The organism is Archangium violaceum, assembly GCF_016859125.1.
Lineage (GTDB): Bacteria > Myxococcota > Myxococcia > Myxococcales > Myxococcaceae > Archangium > Archangium violaceum_A.
The window spans coordinates 10,496,679-10,518,785 of the sequence record NZ_CP069338.1 but is presented as its reverse complement, the minus strand read 5'-3'; the positions used below and the strand labels follow the sequence as shown (position 1 = coordinate 10,518,785).

Genomic DNA, 22,107 nt, shown 5'->3' with positions numbered 1-22,107 from the left:
TCAACCCCGGCGGCGCAGGAAGTCCCGCATCGGGCCGTGCAACCGCCTCGCCTGTGTCAGCAGGCCCGAGTGACCACACGCGGGCAGCTCGTGGTAGTGCGCCCGCACTCCCGTCGCGCTGAGCAGGTGATACGTGTCCCGTACCCGTGAAGGCGGCGCCAGCGCGTCATCCGCTCCCGCCACCAGCAACACGGGGGCCCGGACCTTCGGCAGGCTCTCGGTGACGTCTCCTCCCACGTAGGCCGTGCACAGCAGCGCCCAGGTGTTCGCGTCGAAGGTTTCCGCGAAGGCGTCGGCCTCGGCTTCCAGTGCCCGCTCGGCGGCGCACGGTTCCGGGTGCGCGGTGCGCTGCTCCTCGGGTCCGTGCACCAGCCGCAGGTACTCCAGGTACTGCTTGCGCAGCGTGCGCCGGGGGCCCTGGCCGGGCGCGTAGTGGCCCTCGTGGAAGTCCGGATCCAACCGCAGCAGGTGCCGCGTGAGGCCCAGCCGCTCGCGCAGCGTTTCGGGCAGGGCCCGCGCCGCTCCCAGCACTGCCACCGCCGACACCTGCTCCGGGAAGAGCGCCGCGAGCTGCAGGGCCACCAGCCCTCCGAGCCCCACGCCCACCAGCGCCCGCGTACGCTCCACCTTCATGCCGCGCAGCATCGCCGCCACCGCGCGCGCCATGTCCATCACCGTCACCGTGGGCAGGGCCGCGCCGTAGGGCCTCCCCGCCCGCGCGTCCACCGACACCGGCGACGTCGAGCCGAAGGGGCTACCGAGCAGGTTGGGCACCACCACGTGCAGCGTGGATGTGTCCAACGGCCGCCCCTCGCCAACGAGCTCCGTGGCCCAACCCGAGGGCCGGAACGCCGACTCCTCCGCTGGCCCTAGCGCCCGGTGTGACGACGCGAGGTCGTGCAGCAGTACCGCAACATTGTCGTCCGAGCGCTCACCGTATGCACACCAGGCAACCTGGGCACCGCCCAGAAGGCCGCCCTCCTCCAGAGGGAGTGCAACCGGTAACGTGTGGCTGCCAGTGGTCTGGTACACGCGAAGGAGGTCTCATATCACTACAGCCGTCATTCCCAGTGAGAGGAGCATCTCCGCGTGAAGCGTTATTTCGGATTCATCGTCCTCATCGTCGGCATTTTTCTCGCCGCGGTGATGACCTACCGCAGCGCGAGCGCCCGGGCCCAGGAGGCCCAGCGTGAGGCGGACTTCACCCGCATCCAGAAGGACTACCTGGAGCGGGTGGGGTGGATGCGCACCAACCCCGACGAGGCGTCGTACCGGCAGGAGCTCCCCTCCTTCTTCAAGACGTACTTCGAGCAGGTCACCTCGCACCGCAACCGCTACAAGCTGGGCAAGGAGTTCAACGAGTACCTGGCCGAGCTGGAGAAGCGCGGCGACAAGGAAGAGCGGGCCCAGGACAAGAAGGCCTTCTACGAGTACACGCGCAAGGTGTTCGACCAGATGCGCGAGGGCACCTACAGGCCGCAGTGGAGCGCCACGGACAAGGGCATGCGCCTGGACGTGCTCTCCTCGGACGTGGTGATGGTGCTCGACAGGCCGCAGGTGCGCCTGCAGCTCGTGCTCTGGGGCGCCCAGCGCGAGGAGCGCACGGACGGCAGGTTGAAGAAGATGGTCACCAGCGCCTCCTTCAAGACGCAGTGGAAGCTCACCGACGAGCGCGGGAAGCTCATCGGCGAGATGAACGGTGAGGATCCCTCCATGAAGGTCGACTTCCCGGAGCGCTTCATCGCCGAGTTCCCCCCGCAGATGGTGCTCGGCCACTACGACATGGACCTGGTGCCCAGCGAGGTGAAGAAGATGGAGATCACCTTCAACGTGAGCTCGCGCACGAACTCGGGCAGCGACGTCGCCGCCACCTACGTGTGGAAGCTGGACGTGCCCTCCGAGTGGCGGCTCGGCGCGGGCCAGACCTGGGAGGGCGCCGAGGTCACCGAGCGCTCCGAGGAGGAGATCGATCCCTCGAAGGCGGAGAAGAAGTAGGCGCCGCGAGGCGGACTCCGGGGTGGGCTCAGCCGCCCACCACCGCGAAGTGGGAGCCGAGCCGGTATGCCGAGAGCGAGCCGAGCTCGTCCAGGAAGTAGAGGTTGAGCTGGGCGTCGGCCTGCATCGCCATCAGGCCCGCGCCCGCCCGCACCTCCGCGAGCACGTGGCCGCTGTTCGGATCCACCGCGCGCACGCGCTCGCCCGGCACCAGCACCACGCCGCGCGAGATGAGGGGCTGAAGGGCCCGGGTGAGCTGCTCGCCCGCCGCGCCCACGCGCCAGTCCACCTCGCCCTCTTCGTTCACCCGCGCGGCCGCGCCCAGCGCCGACGTCACCAGCACCGCGCCCGGCAGTCGCGCCAGCGCGAACGGTCCGGGTCCCAGGTGCAGCACGCGCTGCCACCGCGTCTGTCCGCTCGAATCCACGCACAGCAGCACGCCCTCGCCCTCGAGCTCCCCGGCGATGTACAGCCGTTTCCCGCTCGGCAGGGGCGTCGAGGGCAGCGCGAGCGACATCTCGAACGTCCAGGCCGACTCCCCGGAGTGCGCGTCCGACAGCAGCAGGGCGAAGTGCGAGCCCTGGCCCAGCGTGGCCACGAAGCGCCGGCCCCAGGGCACCGGAGGCCCCAGGAAGGGCAGGGTCGCGCTCACCCGGAAGCGCACCTGTCCGTCCGCCAGATCCAACCCGTAGAGGTAGCCCGAGTCCGTCGCCAGCAGGGCGCGGTGGGCCTGGATGGTCAGGTGGCTGCGCCGCGTGCGCGGAGGCGCCAGTCGCCACATCTCCCGGCCCGTCACCTCGTTGAAGGCGAGCGCCGTCCGGTCATCGGACAGGGTGAGCAGCAGGCCGTCCTGCCTCAGCAGCGTCGGGCCGATGCGCAGGCCATCATGGTCGTGCAACCAGCGGGCTCCAGCGCCCTTTCCCTGGAAGCCGCAGACGCGCACGGCGCTCGCCGCGAGGCTATAGCCGTCCACCGAGGCCGCCACCCCATGTGTCGCCGCCCTCCGCCAGAGCTGCTTGCCGGTCTTGCGGTCGAAGGCGCAGGCCATCTGCGGTGACGAGTACACCAGCGACTGGCGTCCCATCATGAGCCGGCCCTCGTCCGCGGCCGTCAGCTTGCGCTGCTCCCACAGGTTCTCGAAGCGCAGGCGCCGCAGGCGTCCCGGTACCTTCAACGGGCGCGAGGCTCCGGGCGACGGCGCCATCCTCGCCGGCATCACGGCGGCGCCCTGCTGGGGCGGCTGCACCGCTCCGCGCAGGTGCGAGAGTCCCTCCCGGCAGCGCTCCGTCAGTTCCACCAGGTAGGGGTTGCTCGCCAGGGAGCGCTCGCGCTCGGACAGGGCCACCGCCAGGGCCTGGCCCAGGTGGTACATGGCCGCCACCAGCGCCTCGCCCTGGAGGGGGAGGGTGACTCCGCCGAGCCGCGCCTCGCCCGCCTTCAGGTCCAGCGACATCTCCGGACGGACCCCGGCGGGCTCCAGGCCGTAGCGCGACTCGCCCAGCTCCACCGCTCGCGCGAGGTCCGCCGCCTGCCGGGCCAGCTCCAGCGCGGTGAGGAAGGGCGGCCCCGGCGCGCGCCAGGCCACGGGGCGCTCCGGCAGCGCCAGCCACACCTCTCCCGGGCACAGCAGCGAGGCCAGCGCCGGGCCCTTCTCCCTCGCGGAGCGACGCAGCACGTCGTCCGTGTCGTCCAGCGCGAAGCCGAAGCCGGGCAGGGCAGGGGGCGCCACCCGCCGGGTGAAGGGCTCGGGACGCGGCTCTTCCCGGTGGTGGGTCGGCTCCTCCAGCTGTTCCAGTGCCCGCTCGAGCACCTGCCGGTGGGGCTCGGTCAGCCTCCGGGGGGCCACGCGGGCCATGTCTTCCCGGAAGGCCCGGCCGCATTCCAGGGCCGCCTCGGCGAGTTCCTCGGCGTCCAGCCTGAGCGGTGGGCGCAGCAGCCGGGCCGGCCGGGAGAGGCTCGCGACCTGGAGCTCGATGTCCGCTCCTGAACGTCGCAGCACCAACTCCAGGTGCGCCTCCGGCAGCGACACCTGGGCCAGCCTCCGGCCGCCCGAGTGCAACGCGGCCACGGCCTCCACCAGCGCCGGCACCGTCTCCACGAGCGATTCTTCCACCGCGCCCGGCAGCAGATTCACTCCGTCCAGTTCCAGTGCGACGGAATCGTGCGGTGGGTCCGCGGGTTCGCGCTTCCACCGATGTCCGATGCGAAAGCGGATCATCCCTTCCCCATTCGTTGACAAGCCAGAATAGCGATGGCTAGCATCCGCCGCCTATACGGACCTACATTTTTGTAACCGTTCGAATTTGTTGGGGAATCGCCGATGACTTTTTATGAGGCCGCTCTCCGCGTGTTGGAGAGCGAAGGTCGTCCCCTCACCTTCCTCGAGATCACCGAGAAGTCGATCGCCCAGAACCTGCTGTCCCACGTGGGTAAGACGCCCGAGCTGACGATGTTGTCGCGGCTCGCGGCGATGGCTCGCCGGACGCGCGATCGCAAGGTGGTCGTCACCGCCAAGGACACCTTCGCTCTCGCCGACTGGGCGTTGCCGGAGGATGCCGAGGCGCTGGCGCTGACGGGGGTGATGGAGGCGCATCCAGAGGAAAGCCTGCCGCCCCTGCGGCCTGCCGAGCGTCACCCGGACCCGCGCACGGACAACGTGAGGGTGGCCGGCCGTGGCAGTGAGCGCAAGCGCCGCCGGGAGGACGAGGATGAGGCGGGCCGTGGAGGCCGCCGTCGCCGCTTCCCGCCCATGCCGGAGGTGGTGTTCGAGATCCTCAGCGAGAGCGAGCAGTCGCTGCGCCCGGAGCAGATCCTCGAGCAGGCGCGCTCCAAGGAGCTGGCCGCCGAGGACACCACGGTGGAGCTGCTGCTCACCGCGCTGTTGGAGGACAACCAGCGCCGCATCGACGCGGGCCGCCGTCCGCAGTTCTCCTTCTCCCGGGAGACGGGGGCGGTGACGCTGGAGCGCGCCGGTGCGCCGAGCGAGGCGCCGCCGCTGGAACTGCAGGCCGCGTTCGCCGCCGCGCTGGGGATTCCGCTGGAGGACGGGCGTCCGGTGTTGCCGAGGACGGGCGCCGCCGCCACCGCCGCGACGCCCGAGGCCCAGGCCGATGCCGCGCTGCTGACGACGGCGCGCACCGCGGTGAAGGACGCGCGCAAGGCCGTGGCGCGGGCGCTGCGCAAGCGCCTGGGCGAGCTGGACGTGGGCACCTTCGAGAAGTCCGTCGTGAAGATGATGCACGCGTTGGGCTTCCGCGAGTTGAAGGTGGCCAAGCGCTCCAAGGAGGGCCCGCTGCTCACCGCCCGCAAGCGCGAGGGCAGCGTGGAGCTGCGCTACGCCATCCGCATGCTCAAGGGCACGCCGTCGCTGGACCGTAAGGCGGTGCAGGAGCTGCGCAAGGACCTCGGCCACTACTCGGCCCAGGTGGGCCTGCTGGCGTGCGCCGGGGACGTGCGGGGCGATGCGCGCACCGAGGCCCAGGCGACCGGCTCGCTGGTGATGCTGTGGTGCGGTGACGCGCTCGGCGAGAAGTTCCTCGAGGCGAAGGCCGCGGTGAGCGTCACCACGGTGGAGCTGTACGACGTGGACGACCGCTTCTTCGAGGTGGCGAAGCTCGAGGCCGAGGAGGCCCAGAAGCGCCGCGAGGAGCGCCAGCGCGAGAAGCAGGCCCGCTCCGAGGAGGGCGAGGAGGCCGGCGAGGAGACGGAGTCCCCGCGTGCCGCCGCGACCGCCGAGAGCGAGGAGGCGCTCGCCCAGAAGCGTCAGCGCCGCGAGGAGCGCCAGCGCGAGCGGGAGCAGCGTCGCGAGGAGCGCCGCCGCGAGAGGCAGGAGCGGCAGGCCGCCCAGGGCGAGCAGCAGGGTGAGGCCGCGGCCGGAGAGCCCGGAGCGGTCGCCGTCGCGCCCACCGAGGCCATCGCGCCCGCGGCGCTTTCCGAGGACGAGCAGGGCGAGGAGGGTGACGACGAGGGCGAGGACGACGATCTGGAGGCCGCGAGCGCCTTCGTCGGAGGCCAGGCCGAGGGGGGTGCTCCGGGTGAGGGCGCCGCCGCGGGTGAGCGCAAGCGCCGCCGCCGTCGCCGCCGGGGCCGTCGCGGTCGGGGTGGCCGGAGTGCCGAGGGCGGCGCTCCGGGGACTCCGGGTGAGGCCGCTGGGGCCGCCGAGGGAGCCGCCGTGGCCGTCGCGGTGACGTCCGCCGAGGTGTCCGTCACGACCACCGAGGTGACCGTCACTCAGGCCGAGGTGTCTCCGACCGCCGAGGCCACCCCCGCCGAGGCCTCCACCGCCGAGGCCACCCCCGCCGAGACCGCTCCGGCCGCCGAGGCCGCTCCGGCCGCCGAGGCCGCTCCGGCCGCCGAGACCGCTCCGGCCGCCGAGGCCGCTCCGGCCGCCGAGCCCGTGCCCTCCGAGGGGCTCGCCACTTCGGGCGAGGCCACCCGGACGGCCGCCGAGTGGCAGACGCCCTTCCCGAGTGTCGAGAGCGCGGCTCCGGCCGAGGCCCAGCGCACCGCCGCGGAGGAGTATGCCCGGGTGGCCGCCAGCCACGCGGAGTCCGCCGCCGAGGGGGCCCGTGCGCCCTCGGAGTCGGAGCCGGAGACCGCCAGTGGGCCTGCTCCCTCGGGGGGCGGCTCGCCGGAAGGTGGGACGACCTGACGTCCTCGCGCTCTCCGTGGGTGAGGGGAGCGCGAGACTGGGCTAGGGTAGGCCGGTATGAAGCCCGGCCTGCTCATGACCCTCGTGGCATTGATGCTCGGCGCCTGCCGCTCGCGGGAGCCGCGCTTCCCGGTGGAGCAGCTCTCGCTCAAGGGCGCGACGGTGGTCGACAACGGCCTGCTCGGCTGGGCCCCATCGGATGTCCAGGAGCTCTTCGCCGACACGCTGCGCGCCCGCCGCCACTTCGAGCTGCTCGAGGAGGACGACAAGGCGAAGCGCGTGAAGGGCTCCTGGTCCCTCACGCTCGAGCTGCCCTTCACCCGCGAGGCGCTCCGCGACGGCAGCGCGTATTCCTTCGCCGAGGTGGGCGCGACCCTGTCGCTGGAGCGGCGGGGCGCGGAGGACGACCAGCACTACCAGGTGGTGGGCCTGGGCGAGGTGCGGGTGGAGGCGAAGGACGCCGAGGCCCGGCGCAAGGCCCTGCGCGAGGCGCTGCGGCGGGCGCTCGCCCAGGTGGCCGAGGCCGCCGAGCTCCAGATGTTGGCGGCGGATCGCGAGGACGCGGCGCTGCTCCAGGATCTGCAGTCACAGGATGAGCGGATACGCGAGTTCGCGCTGCGCGTGCTCGCCGAGCGGCGCAACCCCGCGGCGGCGCCGCTGCTCATCCGCCAGCTCCAGGACGAGGATCCCCAGGTGGTGCGCCAGGCCATGGGCGCGCTGGTGGAGATGAAGGCGCGGGCCGCCGTTCCCGCGCTCATCGATCTGGTGAAGGACCGGGAGAGCGGCTTCGTGCAGGAGGTCGTCTTCGCCATCGGTGAGCTCGGCGGTACCGAGGCCGAGGCGTACCTCTTCACCGTGGCACAGGGGCATGATCAACCCGACGTCCAGGCCGCGGCCCAGCAGGCGCTCGACACACTCTACGCAGCACACAAGCTCGCCAGTCCGGAGGCGCGCGGCAAGGACCGCGCGGAACACTGAAAACATGAAGCTTTCGTCTGTCGTCGTTCGAGCGGGCCTCGGGGCCGCGCTGGTGATGGAGCTGGCCGCATGCGCGGGCCGGCAGCAGGTGTCCGCCGAATCCGAGTCCCGTCCCTCCACCTCCCTGGCCGCGTACTACCCGCTGGCGGTGGGCAACCGGTGGACGTACCGGATCAACGGCCGCGCGGACAAGACCGTGGACGTGGAGGTGCTCAAGGAGGAGGACGGGTACTTCCATGACAACCAGGGGGGGCAGCTGTCCGTGGACGGCTTCGGCATCCGGGATCGCAAGCGCTACCTGCTGCGTGGGCCGCTCACCGAGGGGAACGAGTGGACGAACGTGGTGTCCGTTTCCTCCACCGAGCGCTACCGCATCCTCCAGGCGGGAGTGCCCTGCGAGGCACCCGCCGGCTCCTTCTCCCACTGTGTGCGGGTGGAGGCGCGCAACCGCGTGGATGCGACCACCACGCTGGTGAACGCGCTCACCTTCGCCGAGGGCGTGGGGCTGGTGCGCGTGGAGGTGTCCGCCGAAAAGAGCAACGGCGAGCGCATGCCGCAGACGTGGTTGGAGCTGGCGTCCTATAAACTCCAGGACTCGGGCACCTGACGACGGGCAAGGGGACACATGAAGGAGATCGGCATCGCGCTGTTGGGGCTGGGCAACGTGGGGTTGGGGACGTATCGCATCCTCAATGATCACGCGAAGGACATCGAGCGGCGCCTGGGCGCGCGGGTGCGTGTGCGCCACGTGCTGGTTCGCGAGGTGGGCAAGTCCCGTCCCGAGGATGTGCCCACCGCGATCATCACCCATGACATGAAGACCATCCTCGAGGATCCGGAGGTGGCCGTCGTCGTGGAGGTGATGGGCGGGCTGAGTCCGTCGCGCGAGTACCTCGAGCAGGCCATCGCCTCGGGCCGCCATGTGGTGACGGCCAACAAGGCGCTGCTGTCCACGCATGGCGAGGCGGTGTTCTCGCGGGCGCTGGCGCGCGGGGTGGACGTGTACTTCGAGGGCGCCGTCTGCGGCGGCATCCCCATCATCCGCACGCTGCGCGAGGCGCTGGCCTCGGATCGGGTGGAGTCGCTCACCGGCATCGTCAACGGCACCACCAACTTCATCCTCTCGGCCATGGCGGGCGAGGGGGCCTCCTACGCGGACGCGCTCCGGCGGGCGCAGGAGCTCGGCTACGCGGAGGCGGATCCCACGCTGGACGTGAGCGGCATGGACGCGGCGCAGAAGCTGTGTCTGCTGGCCTCGCTGGCCTTCTCCGCGCGCGTGTCTCCCGAGTCCATCCTCGTGGAGGGGATTACGAGCCTCACGCCCGCGGACATCTCCCACGGGCGCGAGGCGGGCTATGTGCTCAAGCTGCTCGCCCAGGCGCGCCGGTCCGCCGAGGGCCTGGACGTGCGCGTGCACCCGGCCTTCATCCCCGCCGCCAGTCCCCTGGCGGACGTGAGCAGCGCCTTCAACGCGGTGCTGCTCCAGTCCGCGGCGCTGGGGGCCTCGCTCTACTCGGGTCGGGGCGCCGGAGCCCTGCCCACGGGCAGCGCGGTGGTGTCCGACATCATCGACACCTGCCGCAACCTCCTGGCCGGGGTGTCCGGGCGGCTGCCGTTGCCGGTCGCGCCGAACGTGCAGGACGTGCCCCTGCTGCCCTCTGGCGAGCGCCGCGGGCCCGTCTACCTGCGCTTCTCCGTCAGCGACGAGCCCGGTGTGCTGGGGCGCATCGCCGGCGTGCTGGGTGAGAAGGGGGTGAGCATCAACTCGGTGCTCCAGCGCCCCCCTCGTCCCGAGGATGCCCACGCCACCATCGTCGTCTTCACCCACGCGACGCGCGAGGCGGATGTCAGCGCCGCGGTGAAGTGGATCGACTCGCTGAGCAGCACACGTGCACCCACCCAGCTCATCCGGATCGAGGAGGGTCCGGGAGTGTTGCTTGCCAGCCGGTAGGAGGGCAGGCGAGCATTCAGCCGATGGCCCCCCGCCCGGCGGGGCTGTTGAAAGCCGGGTCGCCGATCCCTACCCTGGGAGCCCTTTTTCCAGGGAGGTTCGCGGAATGGGTGTCACCGAGAACGCCGAGCAGACACAGCAAGAGCTCATCCTCGGCTTCCTGGCGGACGGGCGAGACGAGTACACCTCGGGAGAGGCGCTCTCCGCCAAGCTGGGCCTGTCGCGCACCGCGGTGTGGAAGCACGTGCAGTCGCTGCGCGGCAAGGGTTACCGCATCGACGCCGTGCCCGCTCGGGGCTATCGGCTGGTGGACGTGCCGGATCGGCTGTCGCCCCTGGAGCTGACGCCGCTGTTGTCCACCCACCACGTCGGGCAGGCCATCCACTTCCACCCGTCGCTGCCATCCACCAACGAGGCCGCCTTCCGGTTGGCCGCGGACGGCGCCGAGCACGGCGAGGTGGTCATCACCGAGCAGCAGACGGCCGGCAAGGGTCGCCGGGGCCGCACGTGGGTGTCGCCCACCGGGCTCAACCTGTACTTCTCCGTCATCCTCCGGCCGGAGCTGCCGCCCCAGCGGGCCCCCGAGCTCACCCTGGTGGCCGCGGTGGCGCTCGCCGAGGCGCTGCGCGAGACGGAAGCCGAGGCGCTCATCAAGTGGCCCAACGACGTGCAACTGGGCGGGCGCAAGGTGGCGGGCATCCTCACCGAGCTATCCGCGGAGCCGGAGCGGGTGCACTTCGTGGTGCTCGGCATCGGCGTGAACCTCAACGCGGGCCCCGAGGATTTCCCGCCCGAGGTGGCCGCCACCGCCACGTCGCTCTCCCAGGTCCTGGGACGGCGCGTCAACCGGGCCCTCTTCACCGCCGCTCTCTGGGGTCGCCTGGAGGAGTGGTTGGACCTGCACCACGAGGTGGGGTTCGATCCGGTGCGCCAACGCTGGACGGAGCTCTCCTCCACGCTCGGTCAGGAAGTGCTGGTGCGTACCGACCGGTCGGAATTGCGTGGTGTGGCTGAAGACATCGACGTGTCGGGTGCACTCATGGTGCGGACGGCGGAGGGCTCGTTGGAAAGGGTGCTCGCCGGGGATGTGGAGCAACTCCGGCCCCGCTAGACTGCGTGGCGAGCCATGCTTCTCGCCATCGACGTCGGCAACACCAACACCGTTCTCGGGGTGTACGACGGCAAGCGCCTCCTGGACCACTGGCGCCTGGAGACGAGCGCCCGCCGTACCTCGGACGAGTACGGCATCCTGCTGCGCCAGCTCTTCCTCTCGAGTGGCATCGACCCGGACCGGGTGGACGCGGTGGCCGTCTCCAGCGTGGTGCCGCCGCTGCAGTCCAACCTGGAGCGGATGAGCGAGCGCTACTTCAAGACGCGCCCCATGTTCGTCGGGCCCGGTGTGAAGACGGGCATGCCCATCCTCTACGACAACCCGCGCGAGGTGGGCGCCGACCGCATCGTCAACGCGGTGGCCGCCTATGACAAGCACCACCGCGGCCTCATCGTCGTGGACTTCGGAACCGCCACCACGCTGGACACCGTGACGCCGAAGGGCGAGTACCTCGGCGGCGCCATCTGCCCCGGCATCGGCATCTCCATGGAGGCGCTCTTCCAGAATGCCTCCAAGCTGCCCCGGGTGGAGCTCGCCCGGCCTCCGCACGTGGTGGGCCGCAACACCATCCACTCCATCCAGTCCGGCCTCTTCTACGGCTATGTGGGCATGGTGGACGGCATCTGCGCCCGCATGCAGGCGGAGCTCGGCTTCGAGGTGCGGGTGGTGGCCACGGGGGGCCTGGCGTCCCTGGTGGCCAGCGAGTCGAAGATCATCCACGAAGTCGACGAGTTCCTCACGCTCGAGGGCCTGCGCATCATCTACGGAAGGAATCACGCGTCATGAGCACCGCTCCCCAGACCTCTCCCGCGGCCCCCGGTGGCTGTCCCATCTCCGCCGAAATCCTCCCTCCCAACATGCGCAAGCACGTGGATCCGGCCGCGCCCGTGCCCCTGCGGATGATGGCCGCCAAGGCCCTGGTGCCCGCGGCGCCCGCGGACATGCTCGGCACGCTCTTCATGCTCACGTTCGATCCGGACGCGAGCGTGCGGGAGACGGCAGCCAGGACGGCCGCCGCGCTCCCGGACCGTTTCTCCGCCGGCCTGCGTGACGAGCACGTCGCGGCCCCCGTGCTGGGCTGGTTCCTGCCGCTGCTGCGCGCCAAGGACGTCTACGCGGAGATGCTGGTGCTCAACCCCTCCACGCCCGACGAGGCCGTGGCCGAGGTGGCGCGCGACTGCAGCGCGAAGATCTGCGAGATCATCGGGCACAATCAGCTGCGCGTGCTGCGCCACGAGAACATCCTGCGCGCGCTCTGCTCCAACCCCAACGCCAGCCCGGCGCTGATCGACAACGTCTGCGACTTCGCGGTGCGCAGCGGCACGGCGATCGCGGACGTGCCCCAGGTGCAGGCCGCCCGCGTCCGGCTGTTCGGTCCCCAGGCCGCCGCCGCTCCCCCGGATCCCGGCCCCACCGCCGAGGAGATCCTCAAGGAGTTCGGGGAGGACGTGGCTCAGGAGAAGAAGGAGGAGGAGGAGGCCGCCGCAGCCATGCCGGAGGGCAAGAAGCTCAACCTCACCCAGCGCATCATGAAGATGAGCATCGCCCAGAAGATCAAGCTCGCGACGCTGGGCAACAAGGAGGCGCGCGGCATCCTCATCCGCGACACCAACAAGCTCGTCTGCACCGCCGTCATCCGCAGCCCCCGCATCACCGATGGCGAGGTCCTCACCTGCGCCGCCAACAAGGCCGTCAACGAGGAGGTGCTGCGCATCATCTACAGCAGCCGCGAGTTCACGAAGAACTACAAGATCAAGATGGCGCTGCTGAAGAACCCCAAGCTGCCGCTCTCCGTGGGCATGAAGTTCCTCAACACGCTGCGCGAGAACGACGTCAAGGAGCTCAGCCGGGACAAGAACGTCCCGTCCGCGCTCCAGGGCGTGGCCAAGAAGATGATGGAGAAGAAGAACGAGCCCAAGAAGGACGAGAAGTAGGGCTCGGGGTGATGCGGTTCTCCCTCTCCTGTGCGGAGAGGGAGGGGGGCGGCGGAATCAGGCGACGGCTTCCTCGTCGTCGTCGATCGCCGGCTGCTCCTCCAGGAGCTGCGTGGCGATGGCCAGCGCCTTCTTCGTCTTCTCGCGCAGCTTCTCGTCGGACTTGATGCGCGTGTAGAGCCGCGCCACCCGGTCCTCGTTGCGCGCCACCGACTCCTCCATCTCGGCGATGCGCTTGCGCAGCTCGTCGGCCTCCTGGCTCGACTGCGCCCTCACCGCCTCCACCTCTTCGCGCAGGATGTCCGCCTCGCCGCGTGCCGCCGCCAGCTCCGCGTCGAGCTGATCCGCACGCGCCCGGAGCTCCTCCACCTCGGCCGCCTGCGCCTGGTACTGCTCCAGCTCGGCCTGCAGCGCCGTCAGGCGGGCCGTGGCGCCACGCGCCTCCTCCTTGACCGTCGTGAGCTGCTGCTCCATCCGACGGCGCTCCGCCATGAGCTGGTCCGCCTTCGTCTGCAGCGTCTTGAGCTGCGCGTCCCGCCGGGCGATCTCCTCCGAGGTGCCGTTGGCCTGCTGCTCCAGCGCGAGCGTGCGATCCTGCAGCTCGACGATCTCCTGCTCCTTCTGGTTCAGCTCGGTCTTCAGCCGGAGGATCTCCCGATCCTTCCGGTTGGAGGCCTCACGCAGCGCCAGGGTGGCCGAGTCGTTCTTGCCGACGGAGGCCTTCGCCGTCTCCAGCTCCGTCGTCCTGGTCTCGAGCTCGGACTCCAGCTCCTGCACCCGCGTCTCCGCGGTGCTGGCCTGACTGCGCGCGTCGTCGAGGGCACCTTCCAGCTCGGCCACGCGGGCGCGCAGGTTGCGCAGCTCGGCCGCGTCCGCCGCGGACATGGCCGGGGCCGCGGGCGTGCTCACCGCGGGACGGGCGGGCGCCGCCGGGGTGGGGCGGGCCGCCGACGGGGTGGCCACGGGCACGGACGCGGGCCGGGTCACCGCCGGAGCGGGAGTGGGAGCGGGGCGGGCCACGGGAGCCGGCGTGGGCGCGGGAGCCGGGGGCATGTAACCCACCACCGTCTTCTCGTTGTCCAGGCCCAGCGCGTCCAGCGCGTTCTCGTCCTCGCCGCTACCGTCCAGGCCATCCAGTCCGGAGAAGTCGTCCTCCGGCGAGCTCAGCTCGGGCGGGGCCTCCACGGGCTCCTCGAAGCTGCCCGTCACGGGCTGATCCAGGCTGTCGCCGAAGGGGTTGTCGAGCAGCGCCAGCTCCTCCCCGTGGCTCTCCAGCGGCTCGCCCTCGATGGCGAGCTCCTCGCCCTGCACCGGCTCCTCGCCGAGCCCATCCAGCCCACCCAGCGCGAGCCCGTCATCGACGAGCTCCCCCGCGGGCAGCTCCGGGAAGCCGATCAGCCCACCCACACGCTCCACCAGCTCGTCGGCGTCCACCGGCTTGGCCACGTAGTCGTCCGCGTGCGCCTTCAGCTTGCGGTGCTGCGCGAAGCCATCCGGGTTGCCGATGATGATGATGGGGACGGTCTTGAGATCGTCGTCCTTCTTCAGCTTGCCGCAGATGAGGTAGCCGTTCTGGCCCGCCGACAGGTCCACCGCGAGCACCACCAGCTCCGGCCGATCCCGACGGATCTGCTCGACACTGCCCTTGCCGTCGGTGGTCTCCTGCACCGCGAAGCCCCGGGCCTCCAGGGCCTGGCGCAGGGTCGCGGAGAGGGCGGTGTCACTTTCGACGATCAGGATGTTCTTGGACATGGAGGAGATGCCAGACCGGAAGGGCGTGCGCGTCCCGCGTCGGTACGGGGGAACGGCGGCGCTGGAAAAGTCGCTCGGGGAGGCTATCGGTGCCTCCCCGGACCGTCAATCTTCGGTCCAGTCGGATTTCCAGGCAGTCCAGCTCGTGGGGCGAGCGGGCAACCCCGGCGCGCGGAGCCGCGCGTCCTCAGGGCTGCAGGGAGACGGGCCGGGCGGCCACGTCCGGAGTCACCGGGCGGGAGGGCAGGGCCTTCGCCTTGGCGGCGCTCTGCTCGGCGATCATGCGGCGGATGTCCGATTCGTCGAGATCGCTCACCAGCTCGTAGACGATCTCCCCCTCGCGCCACACGGCCACGTTGTAGCCGAGGCTGGAGCCCACCTGTACGGAGGGCAGGGGAGGGGCCTGCACCTCGCGCCGGGCGTCGTCGAAGACGAAGAGGCCGATGCGCCTGGACGGCTTGCCCTCGTTGTCCGGCTTGCGCTCGTAGCTGATGTACGCGGCGGGACGATCCGTCACGTTGGAGATGCGCGCGCCGGACAGCTTCACATCGGGCAGCCGGGGCACGGAGACGCGGTGATCCAGCTTGCCGTCGAACCAGGCCTCCACGTTCTCGTGCGAGGCGCCGGAGATCTCCGCGGGCAACAGCTTGGCGTGCCGCCGCGCGGCGTCCTCCAGGAAGCGCTGGTGCCGCATGGGCTGCAGCGCCGTCCACGTGCCGCCCGCCACCACCACCACCACGGCGGCCGCGGCGCTCGCGCGCAACCACCAGAGCCGCGTGGCCCGGCGCTGCTCCTGATGGATGCCCAGCTGGATTCGCGAGCGCAGGGCGTCCGGAGCCCGGGTGGCCTCCACGGCGTGTCGCGCGGCCCGGCGCAGCGAATGCCTCAGCCGGGCCTCCTCGTTGACCCGCTGGGTGCACTCGGCACAGCCAGTGAGGTGCGCTTCCACTTCCATACGTTCCTCGGCTTGGAACTCACCGTCGAGGTACGGGTAGAGGATCGAATCGAGTTCCTGGCAGGTCATGGCGCTCAGGGGAGGGGGCAATGGTGAAGGGCCCTCGAGGAAATATCGTGAAGAAATATTTCCGGGCCCAACAACCTCGATCTACCCCACCTTCTTCCTGCGGCGATATTCGTCGAGGCTCGTCGGAGAGTCCGCGTTGGCGGCACCATTGGTGCCCGCGCCCTCGACGTTCCCCTCTTGACGCAGCACGCCAGTGCCCTCGGCGTACTCGCGCAGCGTCTTCTGCAGCAGCTTGCGTCCGCGGAAGAGCCGGCTCATCACCGTTCCCACGGGGCACTCGAGGATCTCGGCGATCTCCTTGTAGGAGAACTCCTGCAGGTCCGCGAGGATGACCACCAGCCGGAAGTCGATGGGCAGCGCGTCGATGGCGCGCAGCACGTCGTCCGACAGGAGGCGATCGAAGAAGTACTGCTCGGGGTTGGCCGCGAAGTCCGTCGCGTCCCGGCTCACGAAGCGCTCGTGCACCGCCTCACGCTCCACGCCCTCCACCACGCTGCGCTCCTTCACCTTGCGCCGGTAGCGGTTGATGAAGGTGTTGGTGAGGATCTTGAAGAGCCAGGCCTTGATGTTGGTGCCGCGCTCGAACTTGTCGAAGAAGCGGTAGGCCCTCATACAGGTGTCCTGCACCAGGTCCTCGGCATCCCGCTCGTTCTTCGTCAGCCTCAGGGCCGCGGAGTACAGGGGGTCGAGATGGGCCAGGGCCAGCTCCTCGAATTCCGCTTTCGTCCGGTTGTTCTGCCTGAAGTCCAGCATGCTCCCGCCTTCCAGAGGCCCGAAATCACAGGCAATTGAGTCGTTACCTACCCGGCAATGTATGCACGGGAACAGACTGGGCAACAACACAAAGCCCACCGGGCGCCGTTTGCACGGCTGCCCCGGCGGGCGGGAGACGTCTGGCGGAGGGATTTATTCCTCCTTTTCCGGAGGATATGTCCTCCGGACGCATGTCGCAGTGTTGACTACCGGCCAGCCTTCGCGCCGATGGCGTCGAAGATGGAGACGTAGTTGTAGCCGAGGTCCTTGGCGACGGCCTCGTAGGTGACCTGGCCGTTGTAGGTGTTGAGGCCGCGGGCCAGGGACTTGTCGGCCTTGATGGCCTCGACGAGGCCCATGTCGGCGATCTTCCGGGAGTAGGGCCGGGTGGTATTGGTGAGGGCGTAGGTGGACGTCTGGGGCACCGCGCCCGGCATGTTGGCCACGCAGTAGTGGACGACGCCGTGCTTCACGAAGGTGGGGTTGTCGTGGGTGGTGGGCACGCACGTCTCGATGCAGCCGCCCTGATCCACCGCCACGTCCACCACCACGGAGCCGGGGCTCATCTCGGCGACGAGCGCCTCGGAGACGAGCTTGGGCGCGGCCGCGCCGGGGATGAGCACGCCGCCGACGACGAGATCCGCCTCGCGCACGCTCCGGGCGATGCTCTCGGTGTCCGAGGCCAGGGTGGCCACGCGGCCGAGGAACACGTCGTCCAGGTAGGTGAGCCGCTCCAGGTTGATGTCGATGAGGGTGACCTCGGCGCCCATGCCCACGGCGACCTTGGCCGCGCAGGTGCCCACCACGCCACCGCCGATGATGGTCACGCGACCGCGGCGCACGCCGGGCACGCCGCCCAGGAGGATGCCCTTGCCCCCGTGCGCCTTCTCCAGACACGCGGCGCCGACCTGGATGGCCATCTTGCCGGCCACCTCGGACATCGGCTTGAGCAGCGGCAGCGAGCCGTCATCCAACTGGATCGTCTCGTAGGCCACGGCCGAGGCCTTCTTCTTCAGAAGGGTGCGGGTGAGCTCGGGGTCCACGCCGGCGAGGTGGAAGTACGTGTAGATGATCTGCCCGTCCTGGATGCGCTCGTACTCGGGCGCGATGGGCTCCTTCACCTTCACGATCATCTCGGCGCGCTTCCACACCTCGTCCGCGCTCTGGACGATCTGCGCGCCCACGCGCTGGTACTCCGAGTCGGGGATGCCGGAGCCGACGCCGGCGTTCGTCTCGACCAGAACCGTATGGCCCGCGCTGGTCAGGGCACGGACACCCGCCGGAACCATGCCGACACGGTACTCGCGGGTCTTGATCTCCTTGGGAACACCGACAATCACTTGAGGAACCTCCGAAATGTCCGCGATAAGGGACGAAAAAGCGGGCGGACCCTAGGCAGGGGCCTGAGGGGAGTCAAGACGCGCTCCGGCAAGGAGCCGTACGGCTCGTGAATGCGCGTTGCGTCGAATGGCCCGCCCGGCAGTGATAGTTAACGAGGTCATGACTTTGGCACCGAAGCTGTTGTTCGCGGATCCCAAGGGCCGGGTGATGGAGCACCCCTACCTGCTGGCAACCCTGCGCAGCGGGGAGGAGCTCGTTCCCCCGCAGGACAAGCCCATCCCCCTGCCGTCCGCTGGCCGGCTCGTCCATCTGCCGGGCCGCCTGCCCGTGGGCATCCACCCCGAGACGGGCGAGCTGGAGCTGGTGCGCGAGATGAAGGTGGGTGGGAAGACCTTCGTGCCCAGCGCGGTGGGCGCGCTGCTGCCGCCGGGCTACACCCGCACCTTCCTCCCCGGCGAGGTGAAGGCGGACGGCCCCGTGCTTCCGCAGTGGGCGTACACCGCCGCGGCATGGGGCGAGGACGGACCGGTGGCCTGGGCCATCCACACCGACAAGCGCTCGCACTGGGATCCGGAGAAGTACTCCACGCCCGAGCTGAAGAAGATCGTGGACGCGCACCTGGCGCGCTTTCCGGACAACCGCGTCCTCAAGCAGCTCACCACGTGCGCGCTGCTGTACCGGTGCTTCACCTCGCAGAACATCTTCTACGTGCGTGACGAGGGCGCCATCCCCGCGTCGGTGATGTGCAACGCGCGCTGCGTGGGCTGCATCTCGGATCAGCCGGCGGACGGGCCTCCCGCCTCGCACGAGCGCATGAACGACGGGCCCACCGCCGAGGAGATGGGGCAGATCGGGCTGTTCCACCTGGAGAACGCCCCCGGCCGCACCATGGTCAGCTTCGGCCAGGGCTGCGAGGGCGAGCCGCTCACCCGGTGGAAGTTCATCGCCGAGGCCATCCGCTACATGCGCGCGCGCACCTCGCGCGGCTCCATCAACATCAACACCAACGCGAGCCTCACGAAGGGACTCGAGGCGCTCTTCGACGCGGGGTTGGATGCCATCCGCGTGTCGCTCAACTCTGCGTCGAAGGAGCTCTACGAGGCCTACTACAAGCCGGTGAAGTACGGCTGGGAGGACGTGGAGGCGTCCATCGCCCTGGCGCGCGAGCGTGGCGCGTACCTCGCGCTCAACCTGCTGCTCTTCCCGGGTGTCACGGACCGCGAGGGCGAGGTGAAGGCGCTGGAGCGGTTGGTGAAGAAGTACAAGGTGGACCAGGTACAGACGCGCTCGCTGTGCATCGATCCCATCCAGTACCTGGAGGTTGCGCGAGACAAGGGCGCCGGGGGAGAGCCCGTCGGCATCCGCGAGCTGCTGCGCCGGCTCAAGGCGGCCCGGCCAGGGTTGGTTATCGGTAACTTCGCGCGCGGGCTGGAGGAGCGTCAGAACGCGGCCAGTACCGGTCGGTAGAATGAGGGCCTTCTCCTCGGGGGGCCATCATGCAAGAGCTCGTCTTCCTTCCAACGCACCGGTTGGCCAGGCTGGTGCGCGCACGCGAAGTGTCCGCCATTGAATTGTTGGAGGCCCACCTCGGGCAGGTGGCCCGGCACAACGTGCGGCTCAACGCGCTGGTGACGGTGGACGGGGCGCGGGCCCGTGCCCGGGCGCGCGAGGCGGATGCGGCGCTGGCTCGCGGCGAGGTGTGGGGCCCGCTGCACGGCGTCCCGGTGACCGTGAAGGACTCCTTCGAGACGGCGGGGCTGCGCACGACGAGCGGCTTCGACAGGCTGGCGCGCTACGTGCCCCGGCAGGACGCGACGGTGGTGGCGCGGCTGAAGGCGGCGGGGGCCGTGCTGGTGGGCAAGACGAACCTCCCGACGCTCGCGCTGGACACGCAGACGCACAACCCCCTCTTCGGCCGGACGAACAACCCGTGGGACGTGGAGCGCACCCCCGGAGGAAGCTCGGGAGGAGGGGCCGCGGCGGTGGCCTCGGGGATGAGTCCGCTCGAGGTGGGCAGCGACATCGGCGGCTCCATCCGCATCCCCTCGCACTACTGCGGGGTGTTCGGCCTCAAGCCGAGCGAGGGCCTCATCCCCCTGTCCGGCCACATTCCCGGACTGCCTGGAGCACCGCGCGGCGTACGTCACCAGGGCGTGGCCGGGCCCCTGGCGCGCTCGGTGGAGGATCTGCGGTTCGCGCTGCGGCTGCTGATGGGACCGGATGGCCGGGACTCCGAGGTGGCGCCGGTGTCGCTGCCAGAGGAGTCCCGACGGGAGCTGCGCACGTACCGTTTCGCGTGGACGGACAGCCTGGGGGGATTGCCCGTATCGGCGGAGACGCGCTCGGCATTGGATGGCCTGGCGCGCGAGCTGCTCCGGGCGGGCTGCACGGTGGAGCACTGCTCACCGGAGCTCGACTTCGAGCAGGTCTGGGACACGTGGGGGCGGCTGCTGGGAGGGGAGGTCGGCTCGGTGATGTCGACGATGCCGCGCCTGCTGACCGCCTTTCAGTTCGGTTCCATGAAGGGAACCTCCGCGCTGAATCGCGGCATCCTCCGAGGTCTTCAGGGGAGGATGGTGGACTACGCGGAGGCGCTCACGGTGAGGGATCGGCTGATGTGGAAGCTGGAGTCCTTCCTGTCCCGATGGGATGCGTGGCTGTGCCCGGTGACGGTGGGCCCGGCCTTCACGCACCGCTCATCCGGCGAGTGGCTGGAGGTGGACGATCAGCGCGTGCAGTACCTCTCCGGCACGCTGGGCCACACGAGCCTCTTCAACGTGACGGGGCACCCGGTGGTCGTGGTGCCGCTCGCTCGATCGCGGGTAGGGGCCTTGCCACTCGGCGTCCAGGTGGTGGGCCGACGCTGGCAGGACGAGGCGCTGCTGTCCGTGGCCGAGGCGCTGACGGACGTGACGGGCACCTTCCAGCGCCCGCCGGACGTGTGAGCCCCGACGCTACTCGTTGCCGGTGGCGGAGGGATTGAGCTCCTTCGCCACCAGGTGGCCCAGCACGGCGTCCTTCGGCACGTAGCCATCGGCGCCGGCCTCGCGGCAGATGCGCTGCAGCTCCTCCACGTTCTCACCGGAGCACAGCAGCACCTTGATGCCCTTGAAGAGGCTGTTGCTCTTGATGAACCGGCAGAACTGCTCGCCGTTCACGTTGGGCATCCGCACGTCCAGCAGGACCAGATCCGGACGCGTCTGCTTCTTCAGGATGATCTTCGTCGCCTTGTCCGCGGAGTCGGCGATGTGCACCTCGAAGCCCTTGGTCACCAGATCCGCTTCGATGATGCGCGCCGTCATCTCGCTGTCGTCGACGATGAGGATGCGGGGCTTCCTTCCAGCCGCCGCCGCCATCTTCGCGGCGGACGGGAATCCACCCGGCGCGGCCGGAGCGGCGGGCGCGGGCGTGGCGGCGGGGGAGGGGGCCGCTGGAGCCGGAGCCTGCGCGGGCGAGGCCGCCGGGCCCTGCGCGGGAGCGGCCGAATGTGCCGGGGCCGCCGGAGCGGTGTGGGCCGTCGGCGCGGTGTGGGCCGTCGGCGCGGTATGAGCCGCCGGAGCCGGGTGAGCCGCCGGAGCCGTGGGATGCGCCGCTGCGGGGGCCATGGGCCGCGTCGGAACCTGCGTCGCCGGAGGAGCGCCATGCGCCGTGGCCGCCGGAGCGGGAGCACGAGGGGCCGCCGGAGTCATCGCTGGATGCGCCCCCGGCGTGGGCACCTGCGCGGCCGGGCGGGGCGTGGCCACCTGTCCCGCGACGGGAGCACGAGGAGGGGCCGCCGGAGTCATCGCCGGATGCGCCCCCGGCGTGGGCACCTGCGCGGCCGGACGGGGCGTGGCCACCTGTCCCGCGACGGGAGCACGAGGGGCCGTCGGAGTCATCGCCGGATGCGCCCCCGGCGTGGGCACCTGCGCGGCCGGGCGGGGCGTGGCCACCTGTCCCGCGACGGGCACACGGGGGCCGGGGATCGCCTGGGCCTGGGTCCCCGGAGCGACGCGCGGCGGAGGGGCGACATTCGCCTGGGGCGCTCCAGGGCCGACAGGCCGGGGAGCGGCCGCCGTGGGGGGCGGCCGGGTCGCCGGAGCCACGGTGGGCGGGCGAGGGGCCGCGGCGGTGCCCGTCGGACGAGCAGCCGGCGCGGCGGGCGAAGCCACGGGCCGTGCGGGTGCGGTCCCACTCGCAGTGGGTGCTCCGAGTATCCTCATGATACCGCCGATGACCGCCTCGAGACCTCCGCCCTTGAGGATGTAGGCATCCGCGCCCGAGTTGCGGGTCTTCGCCGCCAGTTCCTCCTCGGAGATGTCCGAGTAGAGGACCAGCTTGGACGTGACCTTCTTCTGCGTCCGGAGGTACTCGACGACGTCGTCGCCGAACATCTCGGGCATGTTCACATCCATGAGGATGAGCGCGAACGGTCCCTCGGTGAGCTTCTGGTCGAGGCTCGCCAGGTCCGTCGCCCCGGTGGCCTGGTAGCCAGCCGAGGCCAATGCCCGGACCGTGAGTTCCACCAGCATCGGGCTATCATCGATGACCAGTACGCGAGACATCTGCCTCCCCAGGAATACGACAGTCACCCTACACCGTTGAGACGGCCCGGACCATGTGATTCGGTCCACCCTT

General features: G+C 70.5%; 16 protein-coding genes and 2 pseudogenes. 10 read left to right on the top strand and 8 right to left on the bottom strand.

The features are described from left to right. The gene (locus JQX13_RS44375) at positions 1-801 is read right to left on the bottom strand and encodes an alpha/beta fold hydrolase (RefSeq protein ID WP_239014226.1); all 801 of its coding nucleotides are present in this window, start codon (positions 799-801) and stop codon (positions 1-3) included. Positions 802-1,089: 288 nt separating this feature from the next. Between JQX13_RS44375 and JQX13_RS44370 the strand changes: the two genes are divergently transcribed. Then, a complete protein-coding gene (locus JQX13_RS44370; protein ID WP_203405452.1) occupies positions 1,090-1,995 on the top strand; it encodes a hypothetical protein in 906 nt (301 codons plus the stop codon). A 28-nt stretch (positions 1,996-2,023) separates the two neighbouring features. Here the strand turns inward: JQX13_RS44370 and JQX13_RS44365 are convergent, their stop codons facing one another. Beyond that, positions 2,024-4,213 (bottom strand): PQQ-binding-like beta-propeller repeat protein, encoded by a 2,190-nt coding sequence (locus JQX13_RS44365; RefSeq protein ID WP_203405451.1) that lies wholly within the window; start codon positions 4,211-4,213, stop codon positions 2,024-2,026. Positions 4,214-4,342: 129 nt separating this feature from the next. Between JQX13_RS44365 and JQX13_RS44360 the strand changes: the two genes are divergently transcribed. The 7 genes from JQX13_RS44360 to JQX13_RS44330 all read left to right on the top strand — a co-directional run bounded on the left by JQX13_RS44360 (position 4,343) and on the right by JQX13_RS44330 (position 12,620). Continuing rightward, a complete protein-coding gene (locus JQX13_RS44360) occupies positions 4,343-6,646 on the top strand; it encodes a restriction endonuclease (RefSeq protein WP_430384119.1) in 2,304 nt (767 codons plus the stop codon). A 57-nt stretch (positions 6,647-6,703) separates the two neighbouring features. Next, a complete protein-coding gene (locus tag JQX13_RS44355) occupies positions 6,704-7,624 on the top strand; it encodes a HEAT repeat domain-containing protein (protein ID WP_203405450.1) in 921 nt (306 codons plus the stop codon). A gap of 4 nt (positions 7,625-7,628) precedes the next feature. Further along, a complete protein-coding gene (locus tag JQX13_RS44350; protein ID WP_203405449.1) occupies positions 7,629-8,231 on the top strand; it encodes a hypothetical protein in 603 nt (200 codons plus the stop codon). Between the two features lie 18 nt (positions 8,232-8,249). Then, positions 8,250-9,575 carry a homoserine dehydrogenase gene (locus JQX13_RS44345; protein ID WP_203405448.1) on the top strand — a complete coding sequence of 442 codons (1,326 nt, stop codon included), beginning with the start codon at positions 8,250-8,252 and terminating at the stop codon, positions 9,573-9,575. A gap of 106 nt (positions 9,576-9,681) precedes the next feature. Beyond that, positions 9,682-10,686, top strand: a complete 1,005-nt coding sequence (locus JQX13_RS44340) for a biotin--[acetyl-CoA-carboxylase] ligase (protein ID WP_203405447.1) — start codon at positions 9,682-9,684, stop codon at positions 10,684-10,686. A 15-nt stretch (positions 10,687-10,701) separates the two neighbouring features. Then, complete coding sequence (locus JQX13_RS44335) at positions 10,702-11,472, top strand: type III pantothenate kinase (RefSeq protein ID WP_203405446.1); 771 nt, start codon at positions 10,702-10,704, stop codon at positions 11,470-11,472. Next, positions 11,469-12,620 carry a hypothetical protein gene (locus JQX13_RS44330; RefSeq protein WP_203405445.1) on the top strand — a complete coding sequence of 384 codons (1,152 nt, stop codon included), beginning with the start codon at positions 11,469-11,471 and terminating at the stop codon, positions 12,618-12,620. Before JQX13_RS44335 ends, JQX13_RS44330 begins: the two co-directional genes overlap by 4 nt. Positions 12,621-12,677: 57 nt before the next feature. Here JQX13_RS44330 and JQX13_RS44325 read toward each other — a convergent pair whose 3' ends face one another. From JQX13_RS44325 to ald, 4 genes are all read right to left on the bottom strand, one after another. Beyond that, the gene (locus tag JQX13_RS44325; protein WP_203405444.1) at positions 12,678-14,372 is read right to left on the bottom strand and encodes a response regulator; all 1,695 of its coding nucleotides are present in this window, start codon (positions 14,370-14,372) and stop codon (positions 12,678-12,680) included. A 187-nt stretch (positions 14,373-14,559) separates the two neighbouring features. Then, complete coding sequence (locus JQX13_RS44320) at positions 14,560-15,396, bottom strand: anti-sigma factor family protein (RefSeq protein ID WP_203405443.1); 837 nt, start codon at positions 15,394-15,396, stop codon at positions 14,560-14,562. Positions 15,397-15,477: 81 nt separating this feature from the next. Next, on the bottom strand, positions 15,478-16,149 hold the full coding sequence (locus JQX13_RS44315) for a sigma-70 family RNA polymerase sigma factor (RefSeq protein ID WP_203405442.1): 672 nt from the start codon (positions 16,147-16,149) through the stop codon (positions 15,478-15,480). Positions 16,150-16,355: 206 nt separating this feature from the next. Beyond that, entirely contained in the window at positions 16,356-17,489 is a 1,134-nt protein-coding gene (gene ald, locus JQX13_RS44310; protein WP_203405441.1) for an alanine dehydrogenase, read from the bottom strand. 160 nt (positions 17,490-17,649) lie between these two features. On the opposite strand from ald, the gene JQX13_RS44305 reads away from it, so the two are divergent. Both JQX13_RS44305 and JQX13_RS44300 read left to right on the top strand, forming a co-directional pair. Next, positions 17,650-18,957: a radical SAM protein gene (locus tag JQX13_RS44305; protein WP_203405440.1), complete on the top strand. Its 1,308-nt coding sequence runs from the start codon at positions 17,650-17,652 to the stop codon at positions 18,955-18,957. Positions 18,958-18,986: 29 nt separating this feature from the next. Next, complete coding sequence (locus JQX13_RS44300) at positions 18,987-20,435, top strand: amidase (protein WP_203405439.1); 1,449 nt, start codon at positions 18,987-18,989, stop codon at positions 20,433-20,435. A gap of 9 nt (positions 20,436-20,444) precedes the next feature. On the opposite strand, the pseudogene JQX13_RS44295 reads toward JQX13_RS44300, so the two are convergent. Both JQX13_RS44295 and JQX13_RS56620 read right to left on the bottom strand, forming a co-directional pair. Then, positions 20,445-20,966 (bottom strand): annotated as a pseudogene (locus tag JQX13_RS44295) (response regulator); the annotation flags it as partial. Between the two features lie 813 nt (positions 20,967-21,779). Continuing rightward, positions 21,780-22,001 (bottom strand): annotated as a pseudogene (locus JQX13_RS56620) (response regulator); the annotation flags it as partial. Between the last annotated feature and the right edge of the window lie 106 nt (positions 22,002-22,107).